The 15,019-nt window shown below is 67.0% G+C and carries 16 protein-coding genes and 1 tRNA gene; 2 read left to right on the forward strand and 15 right to left on the reverse strand.

Annotated elements, in window-relative coordinates; all coding sequences use genetic code 11:
• Positions 1 to 49: 49 nt before the first annotated feature.
• The 14 genes from AB839_RS18730 to AB839_RS18795 form a co-directional block, all read right to left on the reverse strand.
• Positions 50 to 124, reverse strand: a tRNA-Val gene (locus AB839_RS18730).
• Between the two features lie 175 nt (positions 125 to 299).
• Entirely contained in the window at positions 300 to 653 is a 354-nt protein-coding gene (locus AB839_RS18735; protein WP_005412452.1) for a PilZ domain-containing protein, read from the reverse strand.
• Positions 650 to 1,606: a DNA polymerase III subunit delta' gene (locus tag AB839_RS18740; protein ID WP_061480511.1), complete on the reverse strand. Its 957-nt coding sequence runs from the start codon at positions 1,604 to 1,606 to the stop codon at positions 650 to 652. Before AB839_RS18740 ends, AB839_RS18735 begins: the two co-directional genes overlap by 4 nt.
• On the reverse strand, positions 1,603 to 2,268 hold the full coding sequence (tmk, locus tag AB839_RS18745; RefSeq protein WP_061480512.1) for a dTMP kinase: 666 nt from the start codon (positions 2,266 to 2,268) through the stop codon (positions 1,603 to 1,605). The genes AB839_RS18740 and tmk overlap by 4 nt, the downstream gene beginning before the upstream one ends.
• Complete coding sequence (gene mltG / locus AB839_RS18750; RefSeq protein ID WP_061480513.1) at positions 2,265 to 3,326, reverse strand: endolytic transglycosylase MltG; 1,062 nt, start codon at positions 3,324 to 3,326, stop codon at positions 2,265 to 2,267. The genes tmk and mltG overlap by 4 nt, the downstream gene beginning before the upstream one ends.
• Positions 3,327 to 3,451: 125 nt before the next feature.
• Entirely contained in the window at positions 3,452 to 4,816 is a 1,365-nt protein-coding gene (locus AB839_RS18755; RefSeq protein WP_061480514.1) for an aminodeoxychorismate synthase component I, read from the reverse strand.
• 101 nt (positions 4,817 to 4,917) lie between these two features.
• Positions 4,918 to 6,180: a beta-ketoacyl-ACP synthase II gene (fabF, locus tag AB839_RS18760; protein WP_061480515.1), complete on the reverse strand. Its 1,263-nt coding sequence runs from the start codon at positions 6,178 to 6,180 to the stop codon at positions 4,918 to 4,920.
• A gap of 140 nt (positions 6,181 to 6,320) precedes the next feature.
• Positions 6,321 to 6,560 (reverse strand): acyl carrier protein, encoded by a 240-nt coding sequence (gene acpP, locus AB839_RS18765; protein WP_061480516.1) that lies wholly within the window; start codon positions 6,558 to 6,560, stop codon positions 6,321 to 6,323.
• A 152-nt stretch (positions 6,561 to 6,712) separates the two neighbouring features.
• On the reverse strand, positions 6,713 to 7,456 hold the full coding sequence (gene fabG, locus AB839_RS18770; RefSeq protein ID WP_061480517.1) for a 3-oxoacyl-ACP reductase FabG: 744 nt from the start codon (positions 7,454 to 7,456) through the stop codon (positions 6,713 to 6,715).
• A gap of 81 nt (positions 7,457 to 7,537) precedes the next feature.
• On the reverse strand, positions 7,538 to 8,482 hold the full coding sequence (gene fabD / locus AB839_RS18775) for an ACP S-malonyltransferase (protein WP_061480518.1): 945 nt from the start codon (positions 8,480 to 8,482) through the stop codon (positions 7,538 to 7,540).
• Positions 8,483 to 8,642: 160 nt separating this feature from the next.
• Positions 8,643 to 9,425, reverse strand: coding sequence for a hypothetical protein (locus tag AB839_RS18780; protein WP_061480519.1), 783 nt, complete (start codon positions 9,423 to 9,425; stop codon positions 8,643 to 8,645).
• A 76-nt stretch (positions 9,426 to 9,501) separates the two neighbouring features.
• Positions 9,502 to 10,479, reverse strand: coding sequence for a beta-ketoacyl-ACP synthase III (locus AB839_RS18785; RefSeq protein WP_005415505.1), 978 nt, complete (start codon positions 10,477 to 10,479; stop codon positions 9,502 to 9,504).
• Between the two features lie 91 nt (positions 10,480 to 10,570).
• Positions 10,571 to 10,765 carry a 50S ribosomal protein L32 gene (gene rpmF, locus AB839_RS18790; protein ID WP_005408308.1) on the reverse strand — a complete coding sequence of 65 codons (195 nt, stop codon included), beginning with the start codon at positions 10,763 to 10,765 and terminating at the stop codon, positions 10,571 to 10,573.
• 107 nt (positions 10,766 to 10,872) lie between these two features.
• The gene (locus tag AB839_RS18795) at positions 10,873 to 11,382 is read right to left on the reverse strand and encodes a YceD family protein (protein WP_061480520.1); all 510 of its coding nucleotides are present in this window, start codon (positions 11,380 to 11,382) and stop codon (positions 10,873 to 10,875) included.
• A gap of 113 nt (positions 11,383 to 11,495) precedes the next feature.
• Between AB839_RS18795 and AB839_RS18800 the strand changes: the two genes are divergently transcribed.
• Entirely contained in the window at positions 11,496 to 12,065 is a 570-nt protein-coding gene (locus tag AB839_RS18800) for a Maf family nucleotide pyrophosphatase (RefSeq protein WP_061480521.1), read from the forward strand.
• Positions 12,066 to 12,167: 102 nt separating this feature from the next.
• On the opposite strand, the gene AB839_RS18805 is transcribed toward AB839_RS18800, so the two are convergent.
• The gene (locus tag AB839_RS18805) at positions 12,168 to 14,003 is read right to left on the reverse strand and encodes a glycosyltransferase family 39 protein (RefSeq protein WP_061480522.1); all 1,836 of its coding nucleotides are present in this window, start codon (positions 14,001 to 14,003) and stop codon (positions 12,168 to 12,170) included.
• Positions 14,004 to 14,045: 42 nt separating this feature from the next.
• Here AB839_RS18805 and AB839_RS18810 point away from each other — a divergent pair, with 42 nt between their 5' ends.
• The gene (locus AB839_RS18810) at positions 14,046 to 14,999 is read left to right on the forward strand and encodes an AAA family ATPase (RefSeq protein WP_049417066.1); all 954 of its coding nucleotides are present in this window, start codon (positions 14,046 to 14,048) and stop codon (positions 14,997 to 14,999) included.
• Positions 15,000 to 15,019 lie beyond the last annotated feature (20 nt).

Here is a 15,019-nt window from a genome sequence, read left to right on the forward strand (position 1 = left end):
TGGTAACAAAAAAGCCCCCATTTCTGGAGGCTTCTTTCGTTCTGCAACATGGTGGGCGGTACAGGGATCGAACCTGTGACCCTTGCCGTGTGAAGGCAATGCTCTACCGCTGAGCTAACCGCCCGGTGTGTTGCTGAGCCGCTCATTATAGGGGCTTTTCAGAGGCCGTCAACACTTTTTCACATTCGTGTTCACGGGTGTTTTCGGGGTGCGCAGCCGAGCATGCCTCGGCTCTACAGAACAGCGGATTCACAGGCGTTTCGGGGCATGCAGCCGAGCCCAGCCCGGCGCTACCGGAATCACATCGTATGGGTCGGCTTGTCCGAGCCGGTAAGCCCGGCCAGCAGGGTCTCGATCTTGTGGCGCACGCCCTCGCCTTCGGCACCATCGGCCAGCTGCACGCCGATGCCGGCGGTGCGGTTGCCCTGCGCGCCGGCCGGGGTTACCCAGATCACCTTGCCCGCCACCGGCAGGCGCTCGCTGGAATCGGGCAGGGTCAGCAGCAGGAACACCTCGTCGCCCAGGAAGTAGCGCTTGGGCGTGGGCACGAAGATGCCGCCATTCTTCACGAACGGCATGTACGCGCTGTACAGCGCGGCTTTGTCCTTCACGGCCAGGGACAGGATGCCCTGGCGGGCGTTGCTGGCACTCATCGATTTCCCCTTGCGGCAGGCCGCTCGTTCACCTTGTTCCAGGCCAGCAGCAACTCGACCACCGCAAGGTCTGCACGCACCGTGGTGCGCAGCAGGTCGCGGGTGCGGTTGGCCGCATCGAACCAGGCTGCAAGCTTGTGCAATCGCTCCGGCGTGGTCAAGGCATCGGTGCTGGCCTGGGCCAGCGCCAGGTCGGCGGCAAAGCGCAGGCGCAGCGCCGCGTTGTCGTCACCGCACCACTTCTGCGCCAGCTCCACCGCGCCGGTCTTGCTGGCGGCCAGCTGTTCCAGATCTCGACCGACTTCGCGGCGCAGGCTCAGGCCGTCTTCGCGCAGCCAGTTGTCGGCCTGGCCGGGATGGCCGCGCGCGGCCTCCAGCGCTTCGCGCGCCGATGCCTCGCTATGGCCCTGCTGTTGCAGCCAGGCCAGCACTTCGTGCTGCGGCGGCAGCTTGAACTCCAGGCGCTGGCAACGGCTGCGGATGGTCTGCGGCAGGCGTGCCGGGTCGCTGCTGATCAGCCACAGGTAGCGGCCGGGCTGCGGCTCTTCCAGGGTCTTCAGCAGCGCGTTGGCCGCCGAGCGGTTGATCGCATCGGCCGGGTCGACGATCACCACCTGCGCCACGCCGTACTGCGGGGTCAGCGCCAGCTTGTCGGTGATCTCGCGCATCTGCTCGATGACGATCTCGGTACGCAGCTTGTCGCCGCTCTTGTTCGGAATGAAGCTGACCAGCTGCAGGTCCGGGTGTGTACCCGCTGCGATCAGCTGGCGCGTGCGCGTTGCGTGGGCTGCATCGCCCTGCGCCAGCACGTGGTCGGCCAGCGCCAGCGCCACCTCATGCTTGCCCAGCCCGGCCGGGCCGCAGATCAGCAGGCCATGACCGAGGCGACCGGCGTCGAGCGCGGCCACGGTCTGGTCGAACGCGCGCTGCTGCCACGGTGAAAAGGTATTCATGCGCCCTCCCCGTCCTGCAGCCAGCGCTCGACACGCGCAACCACGTCGGCGGCCACGCGTTCCTGCACCTGGCCGGCGTCGATCAACGCAAAGCGCTGCGGGTCCTGCTGTGCGCGGCTGCGGAACACTTCGCGCACGCGCTGGAAGAAATCGTCCTGCTCGCTCTCGATGCGGTCCGGCCACAGGTCACGGCCGTTGGCGCGCGCGCGGCCGACGGCCACGTCCACATCCAGCAACAGGGTCAGCCCCGGCAACAGGCCGACCGCGCGGCGCTCCAGGTCGGCAATCCACTGCGGGTCAAGCCCGCGGCCACCGCCCTGGTAGGCGTAGCTGGAATCGGTGAAGCGATCGCTCAGCACATAGGCGCCGCGCTGCAGCGCCGGCCGGATCACCTGGCGCACATGCTGCGCGCGCGCGGCGAATACCAGCAGCAGCTCGGCTTCGGCGCTGAGCGGTTCGGCGGCGATCTCGGCATCGGGTTTCAGCACCAGGCCGCGGATGCGCTCGGCCAGTGGCGTGCCGCCCGGTTCACGGGTCAGCACCACCTCGTGGCCGTGGCTGCGCAGGCACTCACGGATGGCATTGATGGCGGTGGTCTTGCCCGCGCCCTCGCCGCCTTCCAGGCTGACGAAACGCGGGTGGCGAAGCAGCGCGGGACTCATTGCGCCGGGGTCTCCTGGGTACGTTGCTGGCGCAGCTGTTGCAGGTAGCGCGCCACGGCGGCGTTGTGCTGGTCCAGGCTGGGCGAGAACACGTGCGCGCCGCTGCCATCGCCCACGGCGACGAAGTACAGCGCATCGCCCGCCGCGGGTTGCGCGGCCGCCATCAGCGCGTCACGGCTGGGCATGGCGATCGGGGTCGGGGTCAGGCCGGCACGGGTATAGGTGTTGTAGGGGGTGTCGGTGGTCAGGTCGCGACGGCGGATGTTGCCGTCATACGCAGCACCGAGGCCGTAGATCACGGTCGGGTCGGTCTGCAGGCGCATGCCGATCTTCAGGCGGCGCATGAACACCCCGGCAATCTGCGGGCGCTCGCTGGCCAGCGCGGTTTCCTTTTCGATGATCGAGGCCAGCGTCAGCAGTTCGTAGGGCGTGTTGATCGGCAGGTCCGGCGCGCGGCTTTCCCAGGCCTCGTCCAGCGCCTTTTCCATTGCGGCGTGGGCGCGCTTGAGCACGTCCAGATCGCTGTCGCCGCGCTGGTAGACGTAGGTCTCCGGCAGGAAGCGGCCTTCCGGGTGCTGGCCACCGAAGCCGAGGCGCTGCATCAACGCGGCGTCATCCAGGGTATCGGTGGTGTGCAGCAGCGGCTCGGCGCGCTTGAGTGCAGCACGCAGCTGGCGGATGTTCCAGCCCTCGACAATCGTGACCCGGTGCTGCAGCACCTTGCCGGCACGCATGCGCAGCAGCAGCTCGCGCGGGGTCAGCTCGCCACTGAGCGCATACTCGCCCACCTTCAGTTTGCCGGCCGCATCGAGTTGGCGCGCCAGCAGCTGCCACTGGGCGTCCTGGCCCTCGTCCACGCCGGCATCGCGCAGCTTGCGCAGCACGCTGTTCATGCCATCGCCGCTGGCGATGACCACGCTCTCGGCGGTCGGGGTGATCGGGGCATCGGCGAAGCGGGTCTGCTGGTAGAAGAACCACGCGCCCGCGCCGGCCACGACGGCGGCCAGCACCACCACCAGCGTTACCACGAACAGACACCCGCGCTTGGCTCCCGCCATGGACTACCTCTGAACTCGATTCCGTCGTGCAGGATACCGTGCCGATGGATTGGGGTCATGACCGGGGTGGCGCCTGCGTGCCGACCAACGGTCGGCACCCACCACAACACTGGCACCCACCGGCACTACCCCTGCTGGCCGAGCGCGCGCAGCAGGCCGCGGGCCTTGGCGCGGGTCTCGTCCAGTTCCTTGTCCGGGTCCGAATCAACCACGATGCCGGCACCGGTGCGGAAGCTCACCTCGTGGCCATCCACTTCGGCGGTACGGATCAGGATGTTCAGGTCCAAGTCGCCATCGCGGTTCAGCCAGCCGAACGCGCCGGTGTAGGCACCGCGCGGCACCTGCTCCAGCTCGCTGATGATCTGCATGCAGCGCACCTTGGGGCAGCCGGTGATGGTGCCGCCCGGGAACGTGGCGGCGATCACCTCGCCGGGCGTGACCTCAGGGCGCAGGTGGCCGCTGACGTTGCTGACGATGTGGTGCACATGCGCGTAGCTCTCCACGGTCATCAGCTCATCGACCACCACGGTGCCGGGCAGGCAGATACGGCCCAGGTCGTTGCGCTCCAGGTCGATCAGCATCACGTGCTCGGCACGCTCCTTCGGGTGGCCGACCAGCTCCTGGATGCGCGCGGCATCATCGTCGCCCTCGAAGCGCGGACGCGTGCCGGCAATCGGACGCGTCTGCGCGTGGCCGGCATGCACCGACACCAGCCGCTCCGGCGAGGAGCTGACCACGTGGCGGCCGTGCGCGCTGAACAAGCCGGCGAACGGTGCCGGGTTGGCACGGCGCAGCTGCGCGTACAGCGCCTGCGGGCTGACCGGCGCGGCGAACTGCGCGCTCCAGCGCCGCGACAGGTTCACCTGGAACACATCGCCGGCACGCAGGTAGTCGATCACCCGGCGCACGCCGTCGGTGAAGCGCTGCGGCGCATCCTCGCCCACCGACTGCGGCGGCTGCCAGCCCTGCCCAGCCTCCGGCAGTGCCTGCGACGCCAAGGTCACCAGCGCCTCCAGCAGGGCCTGCTCACCGGCTTCGGCGATGACGAAGCTGGCGTCGTTCTGGTGGTCGTGCAGCACCGCAGCCGGGCAACGCAGCGCCAGCGCGGTGGGGCGGCCGTCCGCGCGCGCGCGCGCCGGCAGCACCGGTTCGATCTGGCTGGCCACTTCGTAGTCCAGCATCAACGCCCAGCCGCCGCGGAACGGCAGGCTGTGGCTGCCGTCGTGCGGCAGGCGTTCGTGCTGCCAGGCGCGATCCAGCGCCTGCAGGAACGTGCCGGGCTGCACGGCACCCTGCAGGTCGCGCACCTGGCCATCGGCATCCAGCCGCAGGCTCTCGCCCTGCGCGGCCAGCAGCAGGCTCCAGCGGCCCTGGGCGGTGCCCGAGGCGGTGGATTCCATCAGCAGCGGGAAGCGTGCCGGGTCGTGCTGCTGCAGGGCCAGCAGATCGATCGGGTGCGGCAGCGGGTGGATCAGCGGTGCGTGGGTCATGATGGCCAGTTCAGGGATTCAGATGCACGGAAGCCGCCTTGCGGCGGCCTCCTCGTGCGTAATGCACGTTCAGTCGAGCATGGCCCGACGCTACAACCCGGTCAGACGCGCTTGAAGATCAGCGTGCCGTTGGTGCCGCCGAAGCCGAAGCCATTGGACATCACCACGTCGACCTTGGCCTGGCGTGCTTCGTTGGGCACGTAATCCAGGTCGCAGCCTTCGCCCGGCTGCTGCAGGTTGATGGTCGGCGGAATGACGTTGTCCTGCAGCGCCATCACCGAGAAGATCGCTTCCACGCCGCCGGCCGCGCCCAGCAGGTGGCCGGTCATCGACTTGGTGGAGCTGACCATCATCTTGTAGGCGTGGTCGCCGAAAGCGGTCTTCATCGCCATGGTCTCGCCCAGGTCACCCAGCGGCGTGGACGTGCCATGCGCGTTGAGGTAACCCACCTGTTCGGGGGTCACGCCGGCGTCCTTCATCGCCATGACCATGCAGCGCGCGGCACCTTCGCCGTTCTCGCTCGGGGCGGTCATGTGGTACGCGTCGGAGCTGGCGCCGAAGCCGGCCAGTTCGCAGTAGATCTTCGCGCCACGGGCCTTGGCGTGCTCGTACTCTTCCAGGATCAGGATGCCGGCGCCGTCGCCCAGCACGAAGCCGTCACGGTCCTTGTCCCACGGGCGCGAGGCCTGTTCCGGGGCGTCGTTGCGGGTGCTCATCGCCTTCATCGCGCAGAAGCCACCCACGGCGGTCGGCGATGAGCCACGTTCGGCACCACCCACCACCATCACGTCGGCGTCGCCGTACTGGATCATACGCATCGCGGTGCCGATCGAATGGTTCGAGGTCGCGCACGCCGACACCGCCGAGAACGACGGCCCCTTCAGGCCGGCGATGATGCTCAGCTGGCCCGGCAGCATGTTGATGATGGTCTTGGGCACGTAGAAGGGCGAGATCTTCTTGCCCTCATGGAACTCGATGGTCTGCTCTTCGATACCGAGCAGGCCGCCAATGCCGGCGCCGACAATGGCGCCGATGCGCTCGGCATTGGCGTCGGTGATCTCCAGGCCCGAGTCGTGCAGGGCCATGAACGAGGCACCGAGGCCATAATGGATGAACGGGTCCATCTTCTTGGCATCCTTGCCGCTGACCCGGTACTTGCCGAACAGTTCGTTGTCGGCGGTGATGTCAAAGCCCTTGACCTCACCTGCAATCTTGGTGGTGAACCGGTCCAGGTAGGCATCAGAAACGTTGGTCAGCGGACCGATGCCCGAACGACCCTGGGTGATGCCTTCCCAGCTGCTGGCCAGATCATTGCCCAACGGCGAGACGATACCCAGGCCGGTTACGACGACGCGACGCTTCATTGCTGATTCTCCTGACCCGAAGGTTCAATCGGGTAACACGGTTTGCTTCGGTGTGATGCTCAAACACACGGGGCCGCAACTGCGGCCCCATGGGGTGCGGTGCGCGGCGAGCGGAGACCCGCGCGCACTGCCGTCTGACATCAGGCCTTGACGTGGGCCGTGATGTAGTCGATGGCGGCCTGCACGGTGCTGATCTTCTCGGCTTCTTCGTCCGGGATCTCGCACTCGAATTCTTCTTCCAGGGCCATCACCAGCTCGACGGTGTCCAGCGAGTCAGCGCCCAGGTCATCGACGAACGATGCGCTGTTGGTGACTTCATCTTCCTTGACGCCAAGCTGTTCGACGACGATTTTCTTGACGCGTTCTTCGATGGTGCTCATGGGATCTCGCTCCAGATGGAGTTGTGGTTCAAAAGTGGTCGCCATCAAGGGCGATGGCCGTGGGATAGTGTAGTGGAAACCGGCGCGGCCTTGCATTGCAGCAAAAACCTCCGCAGATCAACCACTTGCGGCGCAATCCCTGCGCCCCTTGCTTACGGCATGTACATGCCGCCGTTCACATGGAGGGTTTCGCCGGTGATGTAACCGGCAGCCGGGCTGGCCAGGAACGCCACCGCATGGGCGATGTCCTCCGGCGAACCCAGGCGTTCGAGGGCGATGTCGTTGATCAGCGCGGTACGCGCTTCTTCCGGCAACGCCTTGGTCATGTCGGTGTCGATGAAGCCGGGTGCGACAACATTGACGGTGACGCCGCGCGAGCCGATTTCCTTGGCCAGCGACTTGCTGAAGCCGATGATGCCGGCCTTGGCGGCCGCGTAGTTGGCCTGGCCGGCATTGCCGGTCACGCCCACCACCGATGCGATGTTGATGATGCGGCCCTTGCGCGCCTTCATCATGCCGCGCATCACCGCCTTGCTGGTACGGAACACGCTGGTCAGGTTGGTGTCGATGATCGACGCCCAGTCCTCGTCCTTCATGCGCATCAGCAGGTTGTCGCGGGTGATGCCGGCATTGTTGATCAGGATCGAGATCGGGCCGAATTCCTTGGCGATGCCATCGAGCACGCTGTCCAGCGCAGCGGCGTCGGTGACGTTCAGCGCGCGGCCGTGACCGCCGTGGGCGGCCAGGCGCTCACCGATCGCGGCGGCGCCGGATTCGGTGGTGGCAGTGCCGATGACGGTGGCGCCCTGGGCGGCCAGCAGATCGGCGATGGCGGCGCCAATGCCACGGCTGGCACCGGTGACCAGTGCGATTTCACCCTGCAGGGGCTTGCTCATGATGTTTTCCTCAGACGGGAGCGGCCGCCGCACCGTGCCGCTTACAGCGGCCACCGGTACGGTCGGCAGGAACAGGGAAGGTCAGGCCGACCATGCCTCGCGGGCGGCTTCGAAGTCGCCCGGCGTGGCCAGCGGACGGCCGTCGATGGCCTTGTCGATGCGCTTGACCAGGCCGGTCAGCACCTTGCCCGGGCCGCACTCGGCGATCTGGGTGATGCCGCGGGCGGCCAACGCCTGCACGCAACCAGTCCACTGCACCGGCTGGTACAGCTGCTGGATCAGCGCAGTGCGGATGGCGTCCACGCCGTCATGCACCTGGGCATCGACGTTCTGCACCACCGGCAGCTGCGGCGCCTGCCAGGACAGGCCGGCCATCACTTCGGCCAGGCGGTTGGCCGCTTCGCGCATCAACGGGGTGTGCGAGGGCACGCTGACGGCCAGCTTGACCGCCTTGCGCACGCCCTTCTCGGCCAGCAGCGCCAGCGCACGGTCGACCGCGTCGGCGTCGCCACCGATCACGATCTGGCCCGGCGAATTGAAGTTGGCCGGCACCACTACCTGGCTGCCTGCGGCTTCGGCGCAGACATCCAGCACCAGCTGGTCTTCGGCACCGAGCACGGCGGCCATGGCGCCGACACCCGCCGGCGCCGCTTCCTGCATCAGCTGGCCACGCAGGCGCACCAGGTGCGCACCGTCATGCAGGCTCAGCGCGCCGGCGGCAACCAGGGCGGTGTACTCGCCCAGGCTGTGGCCGGACAGCACCGACGGGCGCGGACCGCCCACGGCGTTCCAGGCACGCCACACGCCGATACTCGCGGCCAGCAGGGCCGGCTGGGTGTATTCGGTACGGTTGAGCATTTCCTCCGGGCCGCCCTGGGACAGCGCCCACAGGTCGACGCCGGCACCATCGGATGCCTCGGTGAAGGCTTCACGCACCTGCGGGTGCAGTTCGGCCAGCTCGGCCACCATGCCCACAGACTGCGAGCCCTGGCCGGGGAAGACAAAAGCGAGGGTGGATACGGTCACGCGGTCATCCGCTTGTTGCAATCGAAGCGGGCCATGATAAGGGGGAATCCGCTGTGTCGTCTGTACGTGCGCGTATGCAGGCGTATGGAGCAATGACGGGCAGGCGCGACGGGGTCAGATCTCTTTTCCTGCGGAAAAGGGGTCTGACCCCGATCAGCCATCAGCAGAACAGCTGCAGCACATCCAGATCGCCATCAGCGAGGAAATCCACGCACAGGCCCACCAGCATCAGCACGCCAGCAGTGCTGGCACCGTGGGTGATGAAGATCGAATGGGCCAGCGCGCGCGCTGAGCGGCCCAGCTTCATGCAGACCCTGGCCAGGCTGCGCAGGCGGCCACTGACCGCATGCACGTGCTCGCGCACAGGCGCCTGGGCCTCGCCCATCGCCTCGGCCATCATCGCCTGCAGATGTTCGGGGCGATCAGCGTAGTACTTGGCCACGCCATAGCCGAACATCAGCCAGTCGCGGGCCTGCGCTTCGGACAGGTCCATCACTTCCAGCGGATCTTCCTCGAAATCGATGAAGCCGACCTGCTGCCCGTCCCAGGTGAGATTGCGCGGCAGCGGCTGGCCAAAATAGGCGCCGCGCGCATGCGCTTGGGCAATGGCCTGCATCGCCGCCATCACCAGCCGATCACGACCGGCTTCGTCGGCTTCGCGCAGGCAGGTATTGAATGATCTGCCGTTGTCGCCGATCACCAGCGCGGCATGGCCGGTGCCCAGCACGTCCGGCACGTTCACGCCTTGCGCCTGCAGCTCTGCAAGGCGGCGGGCCTCGGTTTCGCGCGCGGCGTCGCCACCACGGTGCGGCGGCGGGCGCAGGGCATCGAGATGGAAACGGCGCGCAACAAAATTGAGCAGGCCCAGGGCCAGTGCCCGGCTTCCCTTGCCGTACTGCTTCAGCCAGGCACGTTGCCCTTCGATGAAGATGGGCTCAACCATGACAGGTCCTCCTTAAACGCGCTACGGCCCCGGAGGGCCGTAACGACAAGACTTCACATTGTCGTAACTTGCACTATCAATAGCGCAGCAGGGCCGAACCCCAGGTGAAGCCGCCACCAAAGGCTTCCAGCAGCAGCAGCTGGCCGCGCTCGACCCTGCCCGACCGCACGGCGGCATCCAGCGCCAGCGGCACTGAACCGGACGAGGTGTTGCCGTGCTTGTCGACGGTCACCACGACCTGGTCCATCGACATGTCCAGGCGCTTGGCGGTGGCTTCGATGATGCGCAGGTTGGCCTGGTGCGGGATCAGCCAATCCAGGTCGGACTTGTCCAGGCCGTTGGCGGCCAGGGTCTCGTCCACGACTGAGTCCAGCGCCTTGACGGCGTACTTGAACACGTCGTTGCCCTTCATGTTGATGGTGCCGCCACCATTGGCGCCATCCTTGAAGCCGGTCGAAACGCCGACCGGGTTCCACAGCAGTTCCTTCTTGCTGCCATCGGCATGCAGGTGGGTGCTGAGGATGCCGGTCTCTTCGTCGGCCTTGAGCACGACGGCGCCGGCGCCATCACCGAACAGCACGCAGGTGGTGCGATCGTTCCAGTCGACCATGCGGGTCAACGTTTCGGTGCCGATCACCAGCACGTGCTTGCAGTCGCCGGAGCGGATGAATTTGTCGGCCACGCCCAGCGCGAACACGAAGCCGGAACAGGCTGCGTTGACGTCGAAGGCGGGGCACCCGGCCACACCGAGCTTGGCCTGGATCAGGCACGCGGTGGACGGGAAAATAAGGTCAGGCGTGGTCGTGCCGACCACGATCATGTCGAGCTGCGAGGCATCGATGCCTGCGGCTTCAAGCGCGCGCAGGGCGGCGTTGTAGCCAAGGTCGCTGGTGGTCTCGCCTTCGGCCGCGATGTGCCGTTCACGAATTCCGGTGCGCGACTGGATCCACTCATCCGAGGTTTCGACCATTTTTTCCAGGTCGGCGTTGGTCAGGACTTTCTCCGGCAAATAGCTACCGGTGCCCGCGATCCTCGAATAGATCCGCTTGCTCATCATGTTTCCTGTTGCGCGGGCCGCCGATCACCGGCACGCCCGGGAAAGAAGGCAAAGGCCGCTGCCCGGGGGCAGCGGCCTTCCCGGCACATCAATCTTCTTCGACGGCCGAGGTCTTGGTCTGGATGACCTTCTTGCCGCGGTAGAAACCGTCAGCAGTGATGTGGTGACGCAGGTGCACTTCGCCGGTGGTCGGGTCGGTCGACAGCTGCTTGGCGCTCAGGGCGTCATGCGAACGGCGCTGGCCGCGGCGGGACGGGGTAACACGGGATTTCTGGACAGCCATGGGATTGCTCCAAACTCGGTTCGTTTTGCTTCGTCGTTTCGTCGCACAGGACGCCAGCGCCCAGCACACTTTTCGCTTTCGCCGCAGCCGCCGACGACAACCGGCTGCTATTGTTTCTTCAATGCCGCCAACGCCGCAAACGGGTTGGCCTTCTTTGTTTCTTCTTCGCTCGGTGCCCAGTCCTTGTCGACTGCTTCACCGTCGGGCGACAGCGGCACCACAGGCACCGCCAGCACCAACTCGTCCTCGACCAGGTCCAGCGGACGCAGCTGGCCGTCTTCCGGCACCAGCAACACCTCGTATTCCTCCGGCAGGGACGATTCCTCGTCCTCGTCGCGGATCAGGCCAAGCCTCTGGGTCACCTTCACCGGCAACAGGAATCGCTGCATGCTGCGCTGACAGGTCAGCGGCAACGCGGTGTCGATGGTCAGTTCCACATAGGATACCCGCAAGACGTCGTCGCGACCGAATTCAAGCGAGTAGACACACTCGCCGTCGGTATCTGCGACCAACCCCTGCAGGCGGGTCAATTCAGCCAGGGAGACCTGACCGTCGAAGCGCCTTCGCGCTACAACCATCCGCCAGGCATCCAGCGTTTCGGGCACGTTCGCGGACATAAGCCGCTGAATACTAAGGATCGTACCGCCCGCTGTCAAATGCCCGCCATACAGGACTTGCTGCTGGCGTTGCCGGCGGGCCAGACTGCCGCACCCTGCCCCGGTATTCTCGCATGTCACTGGTCCTGGCCTCCACCTCCCGCTACCGTCGCGAACTGCTGCAACGGCTGGGCCTGCCCTTCGACTGCGCACGCCCGGAGGTGGATGAAACGCCGTTGAACGGCGAGGGGCCGCTGGCCCTGGCCACGCGCCTGGCCGCCGCCAAGGCGGCCGATGTCGCCACGCGCCATCCGGGTGCCTGGGTGATCGGCTCGGACCAGGTCGCCGACCTGAACGGCCAGCCGCTGGGCAAGCCGGGCACGGTCGAGGCGGCCTGTGCGCAGCTGGTGGCGATGTCCGGGCAGACGGTACGCTTTCACACGGCAATCAGTCTCAGGCGGGATGGAGAATCCCTCGCCGCCCTGGATCTGACCGAAGTGCACTTCCGCGCGCTGGATTCGCAGGAGATCGCCCGCTACGTCGCCACCGAGCAGCCTCTGGACTGCGCCGGCAGCTTCAAGTGCGAGGGCCTGGGCATCAGCCTGTTCGAGGCGATCGACAACCGCGATCCGACCGCGCTGGTCGGCCTGCCACTGATCGCGCTGTGCGGCCTGCTGCGCAGGGCCGGATTCGCGGTGCCGTGAACGGTAGAGCCGAGCCCATGCCCGGCTGCTTTTTTCGAGGCTGCCTGCCATCTGACTCGGAAGCAGCCGGGCATCGGCTCGGCTCCAGAGGACCAGAGGACCTCAACGAACCTCGAACGGTTGCTCCTGCCACGCCTCCACGCTGCCATCGCGCCCGTGCAGGCGCAGGCCGAGCCAGTGCCGGCCCGGCGCCAGCGTGGTGGTGTCCAGCGACGCGTCGAAGCCCACCGCCGGATGCTGCGGATCGGTACTGTCCGGCCAGGCGGGGCGAACGTCGAACACGCGCCCGTAACGCGCGTCACCGATCGAGCGGCCATCAACCAGCACTTCAACCCGCGCCAGCCCGACCCCATCCTTGAATGCCCAGCCCTTGATGGCGAGCGTTCCGGAGACCTTCTCACCGTTGGACGGCGCATCCAGCCAGGCCATCGCGGGCGTTACGCAGGGCCCCTGCGCACGCTCGGCCGGCAGCCGGAACAGCAGGAACCGCTGGAAGCCATGATCGCTGCTGACCACGCGCGGCGCCGGCAGCGGCCCCACCTGCTCGCAGAGGGTGTGATAGCGCGCCAGCAGATCGCGGTAGCGCTGGTCACTGGGTGACAGCACCAGCAGCATAGGCACACTGCGCGGGCCTTCGTGCAGCAGGTCCCACTGCGCCAGCTGTGCGGTGCGCCCATGCTTGTCGTTGAGCGGATGTGGCAGCACCTCGATATCGCCATTGCCCAGCTGGAAGCCCAGTTCGGCACCGACCTTGAAGTTGCCCGCCAGGACACGCGTACCCGGTGGCATCTGCCACAGTTCGTCACGCACCGCCACGGCCAGTGGCTGCCAGCCGGCAAAGTTGCGCGGATAGTACTTGCTGCCGGCCATCTGCTCGCGCAGTGCCGGCGTGGACGCCATCAGGTAGTAGCCGAACGCCAGCACGGTACCTGCAGCGGCCAGCCACCAGCCGGTACGGCGCAGCCAGCGCGGCCAACCGTTGAGGACCACCGGCACGGCCACCAGCAGCGCCAGGTAGCCTGGCAGCGGCCAGTGGAAACTGATCCGCTCCACATCGGTGAAGAAGCCCAGCAGGAAGATGCCCAGCGTCGACACCCCGCCCACCAGGCCGAAATAGCGCCACTGCACCCGCGCCCCACCGCCACTGCGGGTACCCGCCAGGGCGACCTTCCACATCGCGATGCACAGGATCGGCGTCACCAGCATCGGCTGGATCACCAGGAACCACAGCCCCTCCCACTCGAACGTCCACGGGTGGCGCTCGACCACCTGGAACTTCAGGCCGGCATCGTGGTTGTCGGCATTCCACGCCAGCAACGGCAGCCAGGCCAGCACGCCCACCGCCAGCGCCACCCATACGCGCGGATCGGCCAGCATGCGACGGCCCTGCGGCAACGCCAGCAGCGCAATGAAGCCGACACCGATGACACCAATGAAACGGTAGTGGCTGAGCGCACCGATCAGCAGGCCCAGCGCCAGCTTCATCGCCGAGGACGCATCCACGCTGTGCAGCAGGCGCGCGCCGGCGTGCAGGCAGATCACCGCCGCCAGCGCCATCGGTACGTCCGGCACGGCCAGCAGGCCCAGCGTGGCCGACAACGGCATCAGCAGGGTCAGGCTGCCCGCCTGCCAACCGGCCACGTTGCCAAACCAGCGCGTGGCGATGCGCACCACCAGCATCGGCAGCAGCGCGCCGATGGCCAGGAACGGCAGGCGCAATGCGAGTACGTGATGGCCACCGATCTCCACGCCCAGGCGTGCAAGCCAGGCGGTCAGCCCCGGCAGGTCGGAATAGGCAGCGGCCAGATGCTGCCCTTCCTGCCAATAGAACGCCTCATCGACGAACAGCGGCAGGCGCGCGGCCACCACCAGCTTGGCCGCTGTGATCAGCGTCCACAACCAGAGAAAAATCGCCCGCGCGCGCTGTTCGCCTTGCATTGCTCTATGGATAATCGAATGGATTCCAGACCTGAGACGATCATGCCAGCCTCGTCCCCCAATCCCAGCATGCTAACCGATCAACTGCGCCAGGCCCTGCGGGAGGCACAGGATCAGGTGAACGCACTGGTGCTGGGCAAGGTGCCGGAAGTCAGGCTGGCCTTTGTTGCCCTGCTTTCTGGCGGCCACCTGCTCATCGAGGATCTGCCCGGGCTGGGCAAGACCACGTTGGCGCACGCATTGGCCAGCAGCCTCGGTCTCAGCTTCCAGCGCGTGCAGTTCACCTCCGACCTGTTGCCGGCGGACGTACTTGGCGTTTCGGTGTACGAGGCCGGCAGCCGCCAGTTCCAGTTCCATCCCGGCCCGGTGTTCACCCACGTGCTGCTGGCCGATGAGATCAACCGTGCACCGCCGCGCACGCAGAGTGCGTTGCTGGAGGCGATGGCCGAGCAGCAGGTCACCCTGGATGGACAGACACATCCACTGCCCGACCCGTTCTTCGTCATCGCCACGCAGAACCCGGTCGACCTGTCCGGCACCTTCCCGTTGCCGGATTCGCAGCTGGATCGTTTCCTGCTGCGCCTGGCGATGGGCTACCCCAGCGCGCAGGCCGAGCGCGAGCTGCTGCGCGGCAGTGATCGCCGCGATCTGATCGCGCGTGCCGTGCCGAAGCTGGACGACACCCAGGTGCGTGCATTGCGTGAAGCGGTTGGCCAGGTACATGCCAGCGACGCGCTGATCGACTATGTGCAGGCGCTGCTGACCCGCAGCCGACACCATGCCGGCGTGCGCGTAGGCCTGTCACCGCGCGCGGGACTGGCCCTGCTGCGTGCCGCCAGGGCACACGCGCTGCTGCTCGGCCGCGGGCATGTGGTGCCCGAAGACGTACAGACCCTGTTCGTGGCGGTGGCCGGCCATCGCCTGGTGGCCGAAGCCGAATCCAGCTCCGGGCCGGCGCTGGCGCGGGCGATCCTGCAGACCGTCGCGGTGGACTGAAGGTGGCCACACGCTGGGCA

The sequence above is a fragment of the Stenotrophomonas sp. DDT-1 genome (genome assembly GCF_001580555.1).
Taxonomy (GTDB): Bacteria; Pseudomonadota; Gammaproteobacteria; order Xanthomonadales; family Xanthomonadaceae; genus Stenotrophomonas; species Stenotrophomonas sepilia.

Bases quoted from the DNA above. Each gene is read 5' to 3' on its own strand.
- AB839_RS18755 (WP_061480514.1), bottom strand. From the start codon at position 4,816: ATGACCCACGCACCGCTGATCCACCCGCTGCCGCACCCGATCGATCTG.
- AB839_RS18810 (WP_049417066.1), top strand. From the start codon at position 14,046: ATGCCAGCCTCGTCCCCCAATCCCAGCATGCTAACCGATCAACTGCGC.
- fabG (WP_061480517.1), bottom strand. From the start codon at position 7,456: ATGAGCAAGCCCCTGCAGGGTGAAATCGCACTGGTCACCGGTGCCAGC.
- AB839_RS18785 (WP_005415505.1), bottom strand. From the start codon at position 10,479: ATGAGCAAGCGGATCTATTCGAGGATCGCGGGCACCGGTAGCTATTTG.
- AB839_RS18735 (WP_005412452.1), bottom strand. From the start codon at position 653: ATGAGTGCCAGCAACGCCCGCCAGGGCATCCTGTCCCTGGCCGTGAAG.
- rpmF (WP_005408308.1), bottom strand. From the start codon at position 10,765: ATGGCTGTCCAGAAATCCCGTGTTACCCCGTCCCGCCGCGGCCAGCGC.
- AB839_RS18795 (WP_061480520.1), bottom strand. From the start codon at position 11,382: ATGTCCGCGAACGTGCCCGAAACGCTGGATGCCTGGCGGATGGTTGTA.
- AB839_RS18805 (WP_061480522.1), bottom strand. From the start codon at position 14,003: ATGCAAGGCGAACAGCGCGCGCGGGCGATTTTTCTCTGGTTGTGGACG.
- AB839_RS18800 (WP_061480521.1), top strand. From the start codon at position 11,496: ATGTCACTGGTCCTGGCCTCCACCTCCCGCTACCGTCGCGAACTGCTG.
- mltG (WP_061480513.1), bottom strand. From the start codon at position 3,326: ATGGCGGGAGCCAAGCGCGGGTGTCTGTTCGTGGTAACGCTGGTGGTG.
- fabF (WP_061480515.1), bottom strand. From the start codon at position 6,180: ATGAAGCGTCGCGTCGTCGTAACCGGCCTGGGTATCGTCTCGCCGTTG.
- AB839_RS18740 (WP_061480511.1), bottom strand. From the start codon at position 1,606: ATGAATACCTTTTCACCGTGGCAGCAGCGCGCGTTCGACCAGACCGTG.
- acpP (WP_061480516.1), bottom strand. From the start codon at position 6,560: ATGAGCACCATCGAAGAACGCGTCAAGAAAATCGTCGTCGAACAGCTT.
- tmk (WP_061480512.1), bottom strand. From the start codon at position 2,268: ATGAGTCCCGCGCTGCTTCGCCACCCGCGTTTCGTCAGCCTGGAAGGC.
- AB839_RS18780 (WP_061480519.1), bottom strand. From the start codon at position 9,425: ATGGTTGAGCCCATCTTCATCGAAGGGCAACGTGCCTGGCTGAAGCAG.